Consider the following 14,510-nt stretch of genomic DNA (forward strand, 5'->3'; position numbering starts at 1 on the left):
CACTATATTTGTCCGATTCTTTGCTCGTCGCGATTCCGCGATCCAATAAATTCTGCACTAATGATTACGAACGCCGTCACCACTGCTAATAGCACTGCTCCGGCCAACGCCATACCGTAATTATTCTGCCCAGCTCGCGAGAGCAGCTTTACAATCACTACTGGCAAGGTCAAATAAGCCGGATCAGCGAGGAAAGATGTAGCTCCGAATTCGCCGAGTGAAACAGCGAAAGCAAAGCCCGCCGCCAGCCCGATACCGCGCAATAAAAATGGCATATCAATGGTGCGAAGTACTTGCGCAGGAGTGGCACCTAAGACGCTAGCAGCTTCCCGCATCCGCGGATCGATAGCACGCAACAGCGGCACTAAAGATCGGATAACCAGTGGTAAGGCTACTACTGATTGTGCTAAAGGCACGATGAGACCGGAATTAGCTATATCGGTACCGGCGAAAGTTATTAAAAATCCAAAACCAACCGTAACTGCGGAGACCCCGAGCGGCAGCAAGGTGACACCGTCTAAGAAACGTTGTGCTTGTAGCCATTTTCCTTGGACGCGCCGCGAAAGTACCAATGCCAAAGGTACGCTCACCAGTAAGGCAAAAATCATGGAATCGAAAGCGATGCGTACCGAGTGGTCGATAGCTTCTAGTACCGAAGTGCCCCCCGAAAATCCGAACCCGGTAGTAGAAAGAAGACGGTAGTTATCGAGTGTCCAATGACCTTGATACCGGAAAGAATTGAGAATAAGGGAAACAATAGGAAAAAGCACCAGGAATACTGCCAGTACGGTGATTATTTTTGGCAGCAGCGGCGCCTGGCGCAGCGAACGGCGGGAACGCGGGCGCACTTGCAGGGCCGTTTCCGTGCGGGCAGTGAGGCGCGTACCCACAATCAGAGCCAGAAGCACGATTATAAATTGCAGCACCGAGAGCATAGCTGCTTTATCAAGATCAAAGAAAGTGACGGTCTGAATATATATTTCCGTCTCAATAGTGCCATATCCCGGATTACCTAGCGTGGTCACGACTCCGTATGCGGTAGAGCAATAGAGGAAAGCCAGACCGCCTGCCGCTGCTATCGCCGGAGCTAATTGCGGCAAGGTGATGCTGAAGAATGCTCGGTAGGGGCTGGCTCCGAGAGTACGAGCCGCCTGTTCCGTACATGGATCGAGACTGGCCCACATATTTCCTACCATGCGGGTAATGAGCCCGCAGTTGAAGAACACCATGGCGAGCACTACTGCCCACGGAGTATTAGCCATATTTAGAAAAGCGAGCGGGCCGCCCAGCAAGGAGCGAAAAGCGATACCTACTACCACTGTGGGGAGCACAAAGGGAATTGTCAACAACCCCCGCAGTAGCTGCCGGCCAGGGAAATCGTGTAGATATAGCAAATAGGCAGCGGGTACGCCGCAAAGTATGGAGAAAAATGCACCCGCAACGGCCATCCAGAGAGTTTGCCAAATAATCTGCCAAGTGCGCTCTTCGCGCAGTAAATCCACCATGCCGCCCAGGAAAGAAGCTTCAGCTGCATCTACTCCGAATAGCCCGCGGAGCAGCATCGCTCCGACCGGCCACATAAAGAAAATAATTAAAAAGGCTAGGGGCAGTGCTACGGCACTGCCCCAGCCTATTTTAGAAATCAGCTTCATAGAATATTTCTTCTATGTAGGTATTTAGCAGTTACTTAGTGGATTCCTGGTATATCTTGGAATACTCATCCAGCCAAGCTTTCCGCTCCGCGCCCACTTTCTGAATATCTGCTTCAATTACCGTAGTCGGAAGTGGTGCATAGGTCGCCCACTCTTTCGGCAGCTCTATATTCTTCTTATAGGGGTAGACGTACATATTTTCCGGAATGGATTTCTGCACTTTATCCGTGAGTAAGAATTCGATAAATGCTTTTGCTCCATCTGCATTCTTAGCTCCCTTGGTCACGCCGGCGTACTCAATCTGCTTGATGCAAGTATCATTCAGAGAAGAAGTAGCGCCTTTCTCATAGGCGGGGGAAGAAGAATAGCTGAGCACTATCGGGTAGGCTCCTTTTCCTTCCGAACCAGAGAACTCAGTGTAATAAGCAGTAGACCAATCCTTTACCACTTTAGTGCCGTTGGCCAGCAAATCCTTCCAGTATTCAGTCCACTTATCTCCATAGGTGGAAACGGTGGCCGCGAGGAATGCCATACCGGGGGTGGACTGCAAGGGGTCGGTGAGTACCGTCAAATTCTTATACTCTGGCTTCAATAGGTCGTCAAAAGATTTCGGAATATCGATATTCTTATCGGCAAACCACCGGTTATCGGCATTCAAGCAGACATCGCCGCGGTCAATAGGAGCCAATTTCCCGTCCACGGTATCGGATTTTTCCAGACCTTTCGGCACAAATTCCTCTGCCAAGCCCGAGTTAATCACTTCGGCAGCCTGGAAAGTATCTACGCCGTAGAAGCCATCTACTACCGGCTTATCTTTGTTAATCAACAGCTGGTTAAGTACAGTACCGTCACCGGCGGAAACCGTCTTGAGCTGGTAACCGCTCTCCTCTTGGAAAGCTTTAATATCTTCTTCCGAAATCTTGAAAGAATCGTGGGTGAGAATGGTGACGACTTTATCGGCGCCGTCAGCTTTCTTATCTCCTGAATTAGCGGCGCTGCACCCAGCTAGCACCAGCGCAGCGGCAGCCAAAGCCACAGCCGTCTTCTTTAATGAAATCATTTTTCCTCCTACAATCATCTATTCGGAGGGGTATTCCGGATATATAGCCTGCCGCAGCAAACCGCGCCCAGAATTGAGAAACCCGACTCCCTTCGCCGGCATTATCCGGATCAGGTGCGAGGGTATTGGCTTAACGCAATCTCAGCACCGCAGTGGCGCTCCCCTGTCGTATTTCTAAGTATATAACAAGCAAAAATTATTACATACTTCTAGTAGTAGATATACCTTAAAGCCACGGAAGAGCTTTTCGGCCTTTTTCCTCCAGAAGTAATCGAATACCCGCACTTACTGCGGCACTCACAGCGGTGAATATGAAAAGCTGCACTCCGATTTTTCCTGAATTAGCTACCCCTTGCTGTGGAAGTTCCCTGTGTAAACCTTTTTTCCAAAAAAGCGTCAACAAATTCTCAGCTAAAAATCCAGTTACCGAGCCTAAGCCATAACTTAAAATTTTCTTTCCTATATACATCGGAATATCCTTTCCAATTACTCTCTTTACATTTGCACGTATTCAGTACCGCGGTCTATATCCTCTTTTAATTCATCTATGACTAATTCTGCCGGCTGCACCCGCCCAGTACGGTAGCCAGAGCGAGACAGCATGTGTGCGGAAATCGGCGAAGAAACCAATTGAAAGGCTATCACTAAAAGCAGCGTCCAGGTCATAGAAGCCTCTCGCACCAAAAGAATCACTCCTAGCATAAACATAATGAGAGAGAATACTTGCGGCTTGGTAGCTACGTGTTGGCGAGAAAGCAGATCCGGATAGCGCACCATGCCAATCGCCGCAATCAAAGTAAAAATACTGCCAACTACCAGGAAAATTGCTCCTAGGACATCCGCTATCATACCAGCGCTCACAGCTGCTCCTTCCCCGCGTGTTCCGAATCAGCCCCCGAGGTGCGATTTTTCGAAGTGGCCGCGGGGTGCTGGCTCGGGCGTAAATCGGTAAAAGGCTGTGATTGGTGCAGCTCTTCAGCTCTTTCCGCCGCCCGCCGCGCCAATTTTTGCCGCAGTTGCGGAGCAATTGGCGGCATAAAACGTGCCAAAGTGGTCGAACCGATAAAACCGATAAGAGAAAGCACTACCAATACCGGCAAGAGATCGCCGCGGCGCGAGCTCGCCGCTAAAAGTGTAAAACCGCCGATTAAAACTGCCGTCATCATATCTACTCCGACCATACGGTCTAGCGAAGTAGGCCCTCTCACTATGCGATAGAGGACTAAAACGGCGGCACAAAAAAGCAATACTGCGCAGCCAATAAGTACATAAATCATAGTGTTTCTCCTGCTCTACGCGGTTCACCGCTCGGAGGAGCATAGGGAGTAGGAAGCCTACCCGCCTGCGGAGAATCTCCCGGCACATATCCGGCATCTATCAGCTCCTCGTGAGAAGCCAAGGCGCGCAAGACCCGCTCTTCTTGTTCGAGCACCGTGGCGTGAATACCGTCTATACCACCTGCTAAATCCATATCGAATACGTGCACATAGAGAGTGCCGGTGGCTCGATGCGCATCTACCACTACCGACCCAGGCACCAAACCCGTCATTCCTGCCACGATTGCCAAGTATACATCCGAATGCGAACGCAGTTTCACTCGAATAATGGCGCCGCGCGGCACGCGCCCTCGGAGAATAAATTTTCCTTGCATCCACGAAGCCCGTAAAATATCGGCGAAAAATATGAAAAGGAGCCGCCCGAGAGCCCGCGGGCGAAATCGCCCGTCGTAGGGAGTAGCCGGGAAAGGAGCCAAAGTAGTAATAAATAAAGCCAGTAAAAATCCCGCTACGAAATTACCTACTGAGATATCTCCCCAGATTAACACCCACGCCAAAGTGAGCCAGAGAATTAACCCCATCGAGGCATGCGGGAAACGAGCCGGATGGAACCGAGAACGGCGAATAGCAGCTGCCGATTTACTCATGACTTCCTCCCTCGTTTTGCCGTGTACTTTGCCGCTCATTCTGCATTTCTTTTTCCACTACCTGCGGCGATATCCCTTCTCCGCGGGCGTTTTCCGGGAATACAGCTACCACGTATGGCATACGCTGCGTGAGCTCCATTCCCGCCGCTTGCGTATAGGAATTTATCGGGCCGGCGAAGAGCGAAATACCTAAAGTAATAGCTACCAGCACTCCCGTGGCATAAGTAGTACCGGGGACGCTTTTCACCTGGGGCAACTCCTCCGGAGGAATTTGCCAGAAAGCCATATTCCACGCCCGCATGACGGCGTAGAGCGTGAGGAGTGAAGTGATGATGCCTCCGGCTATTAAAGCCCAATCAATCCACAATCCACGCTCGAGAGAAGCCTGCATAAGCCCAACTTTTCCAAAGAATCCCGAAAAAGGCGGAATACCAGCTAGATTTAAAGCGGGAAGCATATAGAACACGGCGATGAGAGGCGCGGTTTTAGCGAGGGATCCCAGTTTAGTCAAAGAAGTAGTGCCCCCGTGCCGCTCAATTAAGCCCACCACCAGGAAAAGCGTGGTCTGTACTACGATGTGGTGCATTGTGTAATAAATCGCTGCGCCCAGCCCGTGCACCGAAGATACGGAGATTCCCCAAATCATATAACCGATATGCGATACCAGCGTAAAGGAAAGCAAGCGTTTAATATCCACCTGTGCCACGGCACCGAGGATTCCGATCAGCATCGTGAGCAGCGCAAAAACTCCCAGAATAATCCCGAGCCGGTTGTAGGGGAAGAGTAATACTTGCGTGCGAATAATGGCGTAGACCCCGACTTTAGTCAGTAATCCGGCGAATACCGCGGTGACCGGTGCCGGAGCAGTGGGGTAGGAATCCGGCAGCCAAGCCGAAAGTGGGAAAATAGCAGCTTTAATTCCGAAAGCTACTAAGAGCAAGGCTTGAATTGCGAGGCGTACCCCCGGATCAATATCCGGAATCCGCAAAGCGAGCTGCGCGATATTTACGGTACCGGTGGAAGCATATATGAGCGCGACGGCAACCAAGAAAACTACTGAAGATATAAGGGAAACTACTATATAGATAGTGCCTGCCCGCATCCGATCTCGGGTACCGCCCAGCGTAATGAGCACAAAAGAAGATACCAGCAGCATCTCAAAGCCCACATACATATTGAAGATATCGCCCGCTAGAAAAGCATCTGATACCCCGGCAGAAAGAATTAAAAATGCGGGGTGGTAGACGGCAATAGGTGCAGCATCATCTCCGTCTGCGGCACCTTGAGCAAGAGAATAAAGCAATACCAGCAGTGTGACAGTGATAGAGGTGAGGAGCATAATTGCCGATAATTTATCGGCTATAAGCACGATACCTACTGGAGCAGCCCACGAACCAATATTCAAAACTACGGGTGCTTCGCTAGACATTACGACTAGAGCAATTGCCACTCCCAACGCTATCGCTAATACAGTGGCGGAAATTATGCCCTGCAGCCGGCGAATAGAAGCAAAAGCTAAGGAAAGCCCCGCTCCGAGCAGCGGCAACACTATGGGAATGGCGAGCAAAAAGTTCCAATTCATGCTTGCTCCTCCGACTGCATAGTTGCCACTATATTAGCTGGCTGCTGGCGGGGTTTATCGAAGACTGGATCTATTTCTCCCGTGAGCTCCGTATCTTCTAGCTCCCCTTCCGTATCGTCATGTGCCTGCGGCGCATCTTCTTCTACCCGAGCCGCTCCCTCCGCCCGCGCGGCGAGCCGGGCGCGCTCTGCGCGGCGCAAAATTCGTCTATCTTCTAAATCGTCTTGCACTTCGTCATTCCCATTTAATTGCCAGGAACGATATCCAATCGCAAGCAAAAACGCCGTAGTGCCGAGACCAATAACGATGGCCGTGAGCATCATCGCTTGCGCCAAAGGATCTGACATAGTCTGCGGATCAGTTTTCCCGACTAACGGCGGGTTCCCCGTCCTCCCACCGGCGATTAAGAAAAGAATATTTACTCCGTTAGTTAAATTGGTAAGTCCGAGCACGATGCGAGAAAGCGAACGCTCCAGAATTAGATACACTCCCACGGAGATCAGTACCGCCGCCAGCACTAAAAGAGCTAAAGAACTAGGCATGAGCTTCCTCCTCATCTGCTGCATAACGAGCTGCCGCTTCGGCCGCTTCCGCCGCTGCCCGGCGTATATCCTCGCGCGGTAAAAGTGCCATCTCTACTTCGTCAGAAATTCCTTCTTTTTCACCGTGTCTATCTATTTCCGCACCGAGAGAACGCAGAATATCTAGCACTAAACCGACGACGATGAAGAATACTCCGATATCGAAGAAAATGGCGGTGGCCAGATTTACCGGCCCGAACAAAGGAAGAGAGAAATGGAATTTCGCGCTCTGTAGAATCGTACCGCCGAAAAAGGTGGGAGCGAGCGCGGCGATGGCAGCCAAGGCTAAACCTCCCCCGAGGAGATGACCCGGGTGGAGCGGTATAGCAGTTCCAAGTTCATAGCGCCCACCTGCTACGTAGCGCAGTACCAGCGCAGTGCCAGCCATTATTCCGGCCGCAAAACCGCCTCCCGGATTGTTGTGACCAGCTAAGAGGAAATAGAGGGAAAGAAGAATAATCGTATGGAATACGAGCCGCGTGCCTACCTCCAGGATTACCGAACGCCGCGGGCTGGATAGAGAAGTGCTGCCGGCTAGCCAGAGCCGATTGCGCCCAGAGGCCCGTACGGTAGATTCGATTTGCCGCGCACGCCGTGCGTCCCAAGCAGGAGCTTCTCCCTTTTTATCTTGGGGGTGCTCCCAGACGCGCACCGAATTCCCGGGCTGGAGCAGGTTGCGGAAACGGTCGATACGAGCTTTTCTATCTCTAATAAATAGTAGCGAAGAAATCCCTACTGCGGCTGCCACCACTACCGATATTTCGCCGAGCGTATCCCCGGCGCGAATATCTACTAGCGTCACATTTACGATATTGCTGCCATAGCCGTAGTAGTAGGCTTCGGCGGGGAACTGCTGAGATATTGGGGTAGCCGTGCGTGCCCCGGCTGCCAGCCAGGTGATTAGTGCCGCACTTATTCCAATCGCGCAAGCTAGCAGAATTCGCATTTGCCGGATTAAGCGGAGCGGTCGATTAGAAAAATATATGGGCAGGCGGCGCAATACTAAAATAAAGACCACTAGACTCATGGTTTCAGCCAGAGTCTGAGTGAGTGCTAAATCAGGAGCTCCGTATAGTTCATAGATAAAAGCGACCGCATAGCCCGATACTCCAATTAACAGAACTGCTTTGATGCGGTGCCGCGCGCGGGCGCCGAAAATAGCGGCCAGCGCAGCTATTACCGCTACCGCCAGCTGCGCGGGTGTATCGAATAGCCGAATTGCGGGGCGAATCTGCAAATTACCACCCAGCAGGGCCGCTCCCCCCACCAGTAGGGTGAAAAATAGAATTGAGGAGAGGTAAGCAGGCAGAGAACCGCGCTGAGTAAAACCAGTGACATATCCGGAAAGATTCTCTAAACCGTCGATACTCTTCTGATAAAGACCGGAGGCGCGCAGGGGAAACTCCAGTTTCTCAGTGATTCTCTCCCACGGGCGGCGCAGCGCAAATATCGCGAACCCGCTCAAAAGTACTAGGAGCGTGATTAGGAGAGCCCAACTGAAACCACTCCACAACAGCAGATGGCCACTTTCGCCGGGTAGAGACTCCACATAAGGGAGGAGGAGCCGCTCTAAAGACGGCCCGCCGATTATACCGACCAGTAATCCCGAGAGGGAAAGTATAATTACTGGCCCGAGCAGCATCCAAGAGCGCTCTTTTACCGCTAGTTCTACTACATTCTCCTTATCGGCAAAAGCTCCCCAAAGGTAGCGCAACGTATAAGCGACGGTAAAAGCTGAACCAAGGGCAATGGCAATCCAAGTAACTGTGGCACGAAAATCACTGCCAATTAGAGTATGTAAGGCAGCTTCTTTTGCCACAAATCCGGCAAAAGGCGGTAGGCCCATCATTGAAGCTCCGGCGAGCGCCGAGAAGAGCGCCGTCACCGGCATTTTCTTACGCAACCCAGTGAGCTGGCGTAAATCTCGTGTCCCGACTGCCCAATCGATAATGCCGATAGAGAGGAAGAGAGCTGATTTGAAGAGGGCGTGTGCCAGCAACATCATTAAGCCGGCCAGGAGCATGGCCGAGGTGCCGTAGCCGACAAGAATCATTAGTAAACCCAGCTGAGAAACGGTGCCGAAAGCGAGTACCAGCTTCAAATCGTACTGCCGCAGCGCCCGATAGCCGCCCAACAATAAGGTACAGATTCCAAATAACGGAATACCAATCTGCCAGATGGAATAGCCAGCAAAGCCGGGGGCGAAACGCGCCACCAAGTAGACGCCAGCTTTTACCATAGCGGCCGCATGTAAGTACGCAGATACTGGCGTGGGGGCAGCCATGGCAGCGGGGAGCCAAAAGTGGAAAGGAATTATGGCGGATTTTGTAAAAGCTCCGGCCATGAGAAGCACAACTGCCGTATTCAAAAGCGCAGTGGCAGTGTGGCCGGTGAGTTGATCGACTCCGAGGCGATTGCTCTGAATACTAGCTAATAATTCGGTAATTTCATAAGATCCACCGGGTAATTCCCCGAGAATTATGATTCCTACCAGCATTGCTAGACCACCAGCGGTGGTGAGAATAATTGCCTGCATAGCGGCACGGCGGGAAACACTCGTATGGTAATTATGGCCGATGAGTAAAAAAGAAAATACGGTGGTGAGTTCCCAGAAAAGATAGAGGGAAAGAGTGTTGTTGGTGGTCACTAAACCGAGCATCGCTGCTGCAAAAGCTGTGAATACCGCGGCAAAACGAGGTACTCCGCGCGCCGTCGCCGAAAAATACCGACTGCAGTAGAACAGTACGAGTGCCCCGACGCCGGTAACTATCAGAGCCATGAGCCAAGAGAGCTGATCTATTCGAAAGCTGAGATTCATCCCCAGTTGCGGCGCCCAAGGCCAAAACTCACTGCTGCTTTTTCCGCGGAAAATGCCGGGAGCTAGCGAGAGCAGATAACAAAAAATAGCGGCCGGAATGATGGAGAGCACTACGAATCCGAGGCGGCCTTTGCGCATCAAGGGGGGTGCAAGCAGAGCTCCCGCCATGAATAACGCCAGACATATCAGCATGCCGCTCCTTTAAAATGCGCTTCGAAAATTTTTGCACCGGCGAGGTATACCGCGGAAAGCACACTTTACTGGTATGCGCTGCACCTGCGGTACGCCGATAAGAAGATATTTCTGCCAGTATCCCCTCTCCATACTAGTGAAACTAAGTGCGAGCTTCCAGCGGAAGAAGCGAGGAAGCTCCGGCAAAAAGCCAGTTATCGGTAAAATAGGTCTATCCGGAGCTGGAACGAGAAAAGAGCGGAGCCAGCGCGAAAAGAGGAAGTAAAAATCCCCTAGAGCTCGCGCGAAGTATCTACGCGATGAAAATTTAGATATGAGCGCGAAGCGGTAGGCCCACGCTGCCCTTGATAGCGAGAATGAGCTGCTCCTTGTCCGTAGGGGCGCAGGGCTGGCGAAGAGAGCTGGAAGAAGCAGAACTGCCCCACTTTCATGCCGGGATAGAGCTTAATCGGCATAGTGGAAGTATTAGAGAGTTCCAAAGTCACGTGCCCGGAGAAACCGGGATCTATAAAACCAGCGGTAGAGTGCGTGAGTAAACCCAATCTCCCTAGGGAAGATTTACCTTCTAAACGAGCAGCTATATCGGCAGCTAGAGAAATTCGCTCATAAGTGGAACCTAAAACGAACTCCCCCGGATGCAACACAAATACGCCATCTGCCGGCACTTCGAGCAGCGCAGTTAATTCTTCCTGCTCCGCCGCTGGATCTATTACTTCATAGCGGTGATTATTGAACAGACGAAAATATCTATCTAAATGAATATCTATCGAAGATGGCTGCACCATTTCCGGATCCCAAGGATCTAAAGAAATTTTCCCGGATTCTACGTATGCGTATATATCGCGATCTGAAAGTAACACCCTTTGATTCTGGCATTTTTTTCGCCTTTTAGGAAATCAAATTATGAGAAATGCGCTTCTTTATAGCTCTTGTATTTCCCTCTCTCTAGCTTGACTGTTAGGCTAAAAGAGTCTTTTATGCTCAGGCGGGCACAGCCTGCGGTTGATAGAAAAGGTAAAAATATGAAACTGAAAAAAGTATTAGCTCTGGGAGTTGGGCTACTATTAGCATTTTCGCTTATGTCCTGCGGAAATGATGATTCAAAGGCAAAGAATGCCGGAAAAGCAGAAGGCGATACTTTCACCATCGGCTTCGATGCTAATTTCCCACCCTATGGCTATAAGCAGGGCGATGATTACGTCGGCTTCGATATTGATTTAGCGCAAGAAGTAGCTAATCGTAACGGCTGGAAACTGGTAAAGCAGCCTATTGACTGGGATTCTAAAGATATGGAGCTCAACTCCGGTACCGTAGATTGCCTGTGGAACGGCTTTACTCTTACTGGGCGGGAAGATAAATACACTTGGAGCTCCCCGTATGTAGATAATTCCATCGTCGTCGTGACCAAGAGCGATTCTGGAATTAAAACTCTGGCAGATTTAGCTGGGAAAGTAGTAAATGTACAGGCTGATTCCTCAGGTCTGGCCGCATTGAAAGATGCAAAGAATAAAGATTTAGTGGCGAGTTTTAAGGAACTCACCGAAGTGGCAGAATACAACACCGCTTTTATGAATATCGAAGCGGGTGCAGCCGACGCTATTGTAGTTGATTTGGGAGTGGCTCATTTCCAGCTCGATAAGCGCCAAGCTGGTGCTTTCACCATCATGCAGCCAGAACTACAGACTGAACAGTACGGAATTGGCTTTAAGCTCGGCAACGAAGCACTGCGCGATCAGGTGCAGAATACCCTCGACGAAATGCGCAGAGATGGCACCTTCCTCAAACTGGCGGAAAAGTACGGTTTGCAAGATGCGGTGATTAACGAACCGGCTAAGTAAGGCATAAGTAAGGCAGAATCTTTCCTACTTCTACCGTAGTAAGGTAGCTGGGCGCGCCTAGGTTGCAACCATGTGGGCGCGCCCGGTTACAGCAAAAAGAGAAAATTATGGATCTAATAAGTACCTATATGCCGGAACTGCTAGGCGGAGCAGTAAATACCGTAATTATTTTTGCTCTCACCCTCGTGCTTTCTATGCCGCTGGGTTTAGTTGTATACGGTGGGCGAGTATCTCGGTTAAAACCGCTGGCCTGGCTCACGCAGTTCTATATCTCTCTTATGCGTGGCACTCCGCTGATGCTGCAATTAATGGTGGTGTACTTCGGACCTTATTTCCTTTTCGGCGTACAAATTAGCTCTGCTTACCGTTTTTATGCAGTGGTAATCGCTTTCGCCATAAATTACGCAGCCTACTTCGCCGAAATTTATCGGGGAGGCTTTCAAGCAATCCCCAGCGGGCAACGCGAAGCTGCCTACGTACTGGGTTACTCACGTGCTCGCACTTTTCTATCAATCGAACTCCCTCAAATGTTTCGCACGGTATTACCCTCTATCACCAACGAAGTAATCACCTTGGTGAAAGATACTTCGCTCGCCTTCGCCATTGCCTACGCGGAGATATTCACTATTTCTAAGCAGATTGCCGCAGCTCACGCCACTATGGTGCCTTTTATTGCGGCCGGAGTATTTTATTGGGTATTCAATCTGCTAGTGGCTACCTTTATGGCCCAAATCGAAAAACGCCTCGGCGTCTACCATATTTAAGCGAGGAACTGCTATGGAAGCATTAGCTATTAATAATATGGAAAAAAGCTTCGGCACCAATAAAGTGCTGCAGGGAGTTTCGCTGCGCGTAGAAGAAGGAGAAGTAGTAGCCATTCTCGGACCTTCTGGATCTGGAAAATCTACTCTTCTGCGCTGCGCCACTTTTCTTGAAGAAATGGATAACGGCGAGATCTGTTATTTTGGCGAGCAGGCTTTCAAAAAAGAAAACGGCGAAAAAGTATCGACAGGAGACCCGCGGCGCTTTCGCCATGACTTTGGTTTAGTGTTCCAGGATTTTAATCTTTTTCCGCACTGGAGCGTACTACGAAATCTGATGGATTCCCCTTGCAAAGTACAAAAACGCAATCCAGAAGAAGTGCGCAAAGAAGCCCTCGCTCTTTTGGAACGCATGAATCTGAGCGATAAGGCCGACGCCTACCCCAGTGAGCTTTCCGGAGGTCAGCAGCAGCGCGTAGCTATTGCGCGTGCACTGGCGCGCCGCCCGCGTATGCTTTATTTCGACGAACCTACTTCCGCCTTAGATCCAGAACTCACCGGAGAAATTCTCCATATTATTCGTGCTCTCGCTGCCGAGAATATGACTATGGTTATCGTGACGCACGAGATGGATTTTGCCGCAGAAGTAGCTGATACGGCACTGTTTATAGACGGAGGTGTCGTGCTAGAATCCGGGCCTGCCCGCGAGTTAATTAAAAACCCCACCCAACCGCGCACCATCCAGTTCCTTACTAAACTGCGCGGAGAATCTGAGCAGAAAAACTCATGACCCGCACTTCTCTAAAATGGCTTCCGAAAGCCGCTCCAAACCAAAGTATCGCTGCAGCGCAGCACCTCTTTCAAGCGACTTATAACTATCAACCGCAGGGAGTTTGGGCTGCCCCGGGGCGAGCTAATTTAATTGGCGAACACGTAGACTACGCCGGAGGAATATGCCTGCCTTTTGCTTTAGCGGAGCGAGCCTATTTAGCAGCTTCCCCTAATGACGCTGGCATCTACCGAGTAGTGAGCCCTGGCGGGGAACCGCAGCTAGTAGAAATTCCCACTTCCGAAGTAGGGTTACGCAATCCAGATAACTGGGCAAGCTATGTAGTAGGTGCAGTGTGGACAGCATTAGGGCCCGGGCAGGGCTTCGATTTAGCTCTCTATTCGGAAGTGCCGATTGGAGGAGGGCTCTCGTCTTCTGCCGCGCTGGGTTGCTCAGCTGCCTTGGCTGCCCAAGAAATTATTAGCGGCCACTCGCTCACAGAGACCGAAAGAATTCCCCTTATTGCCAGCACGAAGCGCGCCGAAAATGAAGTGGCGGGCGCACCGACCGGCGGTATCGATCAGCATATTTCTTTGCTCGGCCAGGTAGAGCACGCACTGGCGATTGATTTTGCGCAAGGCAGCTATGAGCAAATTCCTTGTGCACTGCAGGCAGCAGGTCTAGTTATTTTAGTAATCGACACCGGCATACCGCATTCTTTACGCGATGGGCAGTACAGTTCCCGCCGGCAAGTGATTGACGCTGTAACCGCTTACGCCGGCCAGCCGTACTTGCGAACGGTATCCGAACCGCTGGCAGTAGCCGAAGAATGGGCGGAGCAGAATGTGCCAACGGGGTATGGAAGTGCCGAATGGAAAAATATCGTCCGCCGGCGTGTACATCACGTATTTAGCGAAATTTCCCATACGCAAGAAGCTATTAGCTACTTACAACAAGAAGATTGGCGGCGACTAGGAGAAGCTATGCAAAAATCGCATATTTCTTTGCGCCACGATTTTGAAGTATCTATTCCCGAGCTGGATACGGCGGTAGAGATAGCTTTGGCGAATGGAGCATACGGAGCTCGCCTCACCGGGGGTGGATTTGGCGGAGCTGCAATTGCCTTGCTGGAAAGAGAGCGCGTGGAAATGTGCGCCGAAAAAATTGCGGAAACTTTTGCTTGGCGCGGTTACAGTGCTCCGGCTTTTCTCTTAGCTTATCCGAGCCAAGGTGCAGAGCGCGTAGCCTAAGAAACCTGCACACCTACCTCACCGTTCCCTACTTATTCCTTGCTACCTGCTCACTTGCTACCTGCTCGCTTGCTACCTGCTCG

The 14,510-nt window shown here is 50.9% G+C and carries 14 protein-coding genes and 1 riboswitch; of the genes, 4 read left to right on the top strand and 10 right to left on the bottom strand.

Features of this window, described 5'->3' with window-relative positions; all coding sequences use genetic code 11:
• Positions 1 to 2: 2 nt before the first annotated feature.
• From BQ7117_RS06975 to dcd, 10 genes are all read right to left on the bottom strand, one after another.
• Positions 3 to 1,652, bottom strand: a complete 1,650-nt coding sequence (locus BQ7117_RS06975; protein ID WP_073996805.1) for an ABC transporter permease — start codon at positions 1,650 to 1,652, stop codon at positions 3 to 5.
• Positions 1,653 to 1,683: 31 nt separating this feature from the next.
• Entirely contained in the window at positions 1,684 to 2,712 is a 1,029-nt protein-coding gene (locus BQ7117_RS06980; RefSeq protein ID WP_073997041.1) for a thiamine ABC transporter substrate-binding protein, read from the bottom strand.
• 70 nt (positions 2,713 to 2,782) lie between these two features.
• A riboswitch (TPP riboswitch) is annotated at positions 2,783 to 2,887 on the bottom strand.
• Between the two features lie 51 nt (positions 2,888 to 2,938).
• Positions 2,939 to 3,181, bottom strand: a complete 243-nt coding sequence (locus tag BQ7117_RS06985) for a DUF4235 domain-containing protein (protein WP_073996806.1) — start codon at positions 3,179 to 3,181, stop codon at positions 2,939 to 2,941.
• Positions 3,182 to 3,207: 26 nt separating this feature from the next.
• Entirely contained in the window at positions 3,208 to 3,573 is a 366-nt protein-coding gene (mnhG, locus tag BQ7117_RS06990) for a monovalent cation/H(+) antiporter subunit G (protein WP_237563074.1), read from the bottom strand.
• A complete protein-coding gene (locus tag BQ7117_RS06995; protein WP_073996807.1) occupies positions 3,570 to 3,989 on the bottom strand; it encodes an MrpF/PhaF family protein in 420 nt (139 codons plus the stop codon). The genes mnhG and BQ7117_RS06995 overlap by 4 nt, the downstream gene beginning before the upstream one ends.
• Positions 3,986 to 4,636, bottom strand: a complete 651-nt coding sequence (locus tag BQ7117_RS07000; RefSeq protein ID WP_073996808.1) for a Na+/H+ antiporter subunit E — start codon at positions 4,634 to 4,636, stop codon at positions 3,986 to 3,988. The genes BQ7117_RS06995 and BQ7117_RS07000 overlap by 4 nt, the downstream gene beginning before the upstream one ends.
• Positions 4,629 to 6,218, bottom strand: a complete 1,590-nt coding sequence (locus BQ7117_RS07005; RefSeq protein ID WP_073996809.1) for a Na+/H+ antiporter subunit D — start codon at positions 6,216 to 6,218, stop codon at positions 4,629 to 4,631. The genes BQ7117_RS07000 and BQ7117_RS07005 overlap by 8 nt, the downstream gene beginning before the upstream one ends.
• Positions 6,215 to 6,760, bottom strand: coding sequence for a Na(+)/H(+) antiporter subunit C (locus BQ7117_RS07010; protein WP_073996810.1), 546 nt, complete (start codon positions 6,758 to 6,760; stop codon positions 6,215 to 6,217). The genes BQ7117_RS07005 and BQ7117_RS07010 overlap by 4 nt, the downstream gene beginning before the upstream one ends.
• Positions 6,753 to 9,809, bottom strand: a complete 3,057-nt coding sequence (locus BQ7117_RS07015) for a Na+/H+ antiporter subunit A (RefSeq protein WP_073996811.1) — start codon at positions 9,807 to 9,809, stop codon at positions 6,753 to 6,755. Before BQ7117_RS07015 ends, BQ7117_RS07010 begins: the two co-directional genes overlap by 8 nt.
• A 272-nt stretch (positions 9,810 to 10,081) precedes the next feature.
• Positions 10,082 to 10,669 (bottom strand): dCTP deaminase, encoded by a 588-nt coding sequence (gene dcd / locus BQ7117_RS07020; protein ID WP_073996812.1) that lies wholly within the window; start codon positions 10,667 to 10,669, stop codon positions 10,082 to 10,084.
• 162 nt (positions 10,670 to 10,831) lie between these two features.
• Here dcd and BQ7117_RS07025 point away from each other — a divergent pair, with 162 nt between their 5' ends.
• The 4 genes from BQ7117_RS07025 to galK all read left to right on the top strand — a co-directional run bounded on the left by BQ7117_RS07025 (position 10,832) and on the right by galK (position 14,427).
• Positions 10,832 to 11,647 (top strand): amino acid ABC transporter substrate-binding protein, encoded by an 816-nt coding sequence (locus BQ7117_RS07025; RefSeq protein WP_073996813.1) that lies wholly within the window; start codon positions 10,832 to 10,834, stop codon positions 11,645 to 11,647.
• Between the two features lie 107 nt (positions 11,648 to 11,754).
• Positions 11,755 to 12,411 carry an amino acid ABC transporter permease gene (locus BQ7117_RS07030; RefSeq protein WP_073996814.1) on the top strand — a complete coding sequence of 219 codons (657 nt, stop codon included), beginning with the start codon at positions 11,755 to 11,757 and terminating at the stop codon, positions 12,409 to 12,411.
• A gap of 13 nt (positions 12,412 to 12,424) precedes the next feature.
• On the top strand, positions 12,425 to 13,198 hold the full coding sequence (locus BQ7117_RS07035) for an amino acid ABC transporter ATP-binding protein (RefSeq protein ID WP_073996815.1): 774 nt from the start codon (positions 12,425 to 12,427) through the stop codon (positions 13,196 to 13,198).
• Positions 13,195 to 14,427: a galactokinase gene (galK, locus tag BQ7117_RS07040; RefSeq protein WP_073996816.1), complete on the top strand. Its 1,233-nt coding sequence runs from the start codon at positions 13,195 to 13,197 to the stop codon at positions 14,425 to 14,427. The genes BQ7117_RS07035 and galK overlap by 4 nt, the downstream gene beginning before the upstream one ends.
• Positions 14,428 to 14,510 lie beyond the last annotated feature (83 nt).

The sequence above is a fragment of the Arcanobacterium urinimassiliense genome, assembly GCF_900119495.1.
GTDB classification, from domain to species: Bacteria; Actinomycetota; Actinomycetes; order Actinomycetales; family Actinomycetaceae; genus Arcanobacterium_A; species Arcanobacterium_A urinimassiliense.

Coding starts and splice junctions, on each gene's coding strand:
- BQ7117_RS07035 (WP_073996815.1), top strand. CDS start 12,425: ATGGAAGCATTAGCTATTAATAATATGGAAAAAAGCTTCGGCACCAAT.
- BQ7117_RS07005 (WP_073996809.1), bottom strand. CDS start 6,218: ATGAATTGGAACTTTTTGCTCGCCATTCCCATAGTGTTGCCGCTGCTC.
- BQ7117_RS06980 (WP_073997041.1), bottom strand. CDS start 2,712: ATGATTTCATTAAAGAAGACGGCTGTGGCTTTGGCTGCCGCTGCGCTG.
- BQ7117_RS06975 (WP_073996805.1), bottom strand. CDS start 1,652: ATGAAGCTGATTTCTAAAATAGGCTGGGGCAGTGCCGTAGCACTGCCC.
- BQ7117_RS07025 (WP_073996813.1), top strand. CDS start 10,832: ATGAAACTGAAAAAAGTATTAGCTCTGGGAGTTGGGCTACTATTAGCA.
- galK (WP_073996816.1), top strand. CDS start 13,195: ATGACCCGCACTTCTCTAAAATGGCTTCCGAAAGCCGCTCCAAACCAA.
- BQ7117_RS06985 (WP_073996806.1), bottom strand. CDS start 3,181: ATGTATATAGGAAAGAAAATTTTAAGTTATGGCTTAGGCTCGGTAACT.
- BQ7117_RS07030 (WP_073996814.1), top strand. CDS start 11,755: ATGGATCTAATAAGTACCTATATGCCGGAACTGCTAGGCGGAGCAGTA.
- BQ7117_RS07000 (WP_073996808.1), bottom strand. CDS start 4,636: ATGAGTAAATCGGCAGCTGCTATTCGCCGTTCTCGGTTCCATCCGGCT.
- BQ7117_RS07015 (WP_073996811.1), bottom strand. CDS start 9,809: ATGCTGATATGTCTGGCGTTATTCATGGCGGGAGCTCTGCTTGCACCC.
- BQ7117_RS06995 (WP_073996807.1), bottom strand. CDS start 3,989: ATGATTTATGTACTTATTGGCTGCGCAGTATTGCTTTTTTGTGCCGCC.
- BQ7117_RS07010 (WP_073996810.1), bottom strand. CDS start 6,760: ATGCCTAGTTCTTTAGCTCTTTTAGTGCTGGCGGCGGTACTGATCTCC.